At 56.5% G+C, this 1,594-nt stretch carries 2 rRNA genes; both read left to right on the forward strand.

Annotation, left to right across the window (positions count from 1 at the left end):
• Positions 1-1,391, forward strand: a 23S ribosomal RNA gene (locus CA983_RS43430); the annotation flags it as partial.
• Positions 1,392-1,477: 86 nt separating this feature from the next.
• Positions 1,478-1,594 (forward strand): 5S ribosomal RNA (rrf, locus tag CA983_RS43435).

The following is a 1,594-nucleotide window of genomic DNA, read 5'->3' on the forward strand; positions in this document are numbered from 1 at the left end:
TGAGACCTGATGCCGAGCCGATTGTGGTGAAGTGGATGATCCTATGCTGTCGAGAAAAGCCTCTAGCGAGTTTCATGGCGGCCCGTACCCTAAACCGACTCAGGTGGTCAGGTAGAGAATACCGAGGCGTTCGGGTGAACTATGGTTAAGGAACTCGGCAAAATGCCCCCGTAACTTCGGGAGAAGGGGGGCCATTCTTGGTGATCCGTTTTACACGGTGAGCTGGGGGTGGCCGCAGAGACCAGCGAGAAGCGACTGTTTACTAAAAACACAGGTCCGTGCGAAGCCGTAAGGCGATGTATACGGACTGACGCCTGCCCGGTGCTGGAACGTTAAGGGGACCGGTTAGTCACTCTTCGGGGTGGCGAAGCTGAGAACTTAAGCGCCAGTAAACGGCGGTGGTAACTATAACCATCCTAAGGTAGCGAAATTCCTTGTCGGGTAAGTTCCGACCTGCACGAATGGCGTAACGACTTCTCGACTGTCTCAACCATAGGCCCGGTGAAATTGCACTACGAGTAAAGATGCTCGTTTCGCGCAGCAGGACGGAAAGACCCCGGGACCTTTACTACAGTTTGATATTGGTGTTCGGTTCGGCTTGTGTAGGATAGCTGGGAGACTGTGAACTCTGGACGCCAGTTCAGGGGGAGTCGTCGTTGAAATACCAGTCTGGTCGTGCTGGATGTCTAACCTGGGTCCGTGATCCGGATCAGGGACAGTGTCTGATGGGTAGTTTAACTGGGGCGGTTGCCTCCTAAAGAGTAACGGAGGCGCCCAAAGGTTCCCTCAGCCTGGTTGGCAATCAGGTGTTGAGTGTAAGTGCACAAGGGAGCTTGACTGTGAGACCGACGGGTCGAGCAGGGACGAAAGTCGGGACTAGTGATCCGGCGGTGGCTTGTGGAAGCGCCGTCGCTCAACGGATAAAAGGTACCCCGGGGATAACAGGCTGATCTTCCCCAAGAGTCCATATCGACGGGATGGTTTGGCACCTCGATGTCGGCTCGTCGCATCCTGGGGCTGGAGTCGGTCCCAAGGGTTGGGCTGTTCGCCCATTAAAGCGGTACGCGAGCTGGGTTTAGAACGTCGTGAGACAGTTCGGTCCCTATCCGCTGYGCGCGYAGGAGTCTTGAGAAGGGCTGTCCCTAGTACGAGAGGACCGGGACGGACGAACCTCTGGTGTGCCAGTTGTTCTGCCAAGGGCATGGCTGGTTGGCTACGTTCGGGAGGGATAACCGCTGAAAGCATCTAAGCGGGAAGCCTGCTTCGAGATGAGGACTCCCACCTCCTAGAGAGGGTAAGGCTCCCAGTAGACGACTGGGTTGATAGGCCGGATATGGAAGCACGGTAACGTGTGGAGTTGACCGGTACTAATAGGCCGAGGGCTTGTCCTCAGTTGCTCGCGTCCACTGTGTTGGTTCTGAAACCACGAACAGCCCCAYGYTGCCACAGCGTGGTGCGGCTGACAGTTTCATAGTGTTTCGGTGGTTATAGCGTAGGGGAAACGCCCGGTTACATTCCGAACCCGGAAGCTAAGCCTTACAGCGCCGATGGTACTGCAGGGGGGACCCTGTGGGAGAGTAGGACGCCGCCGAAC

The organism is Streptomyces swartbergensis (assembly GCF_002148965.1).
Lineage (GTDB): Bacteria > Actinomycetota > Actinomycetes > Streptomycetales > Streptomycetaceae > Streptomyces > Streptomyces swartbergensis.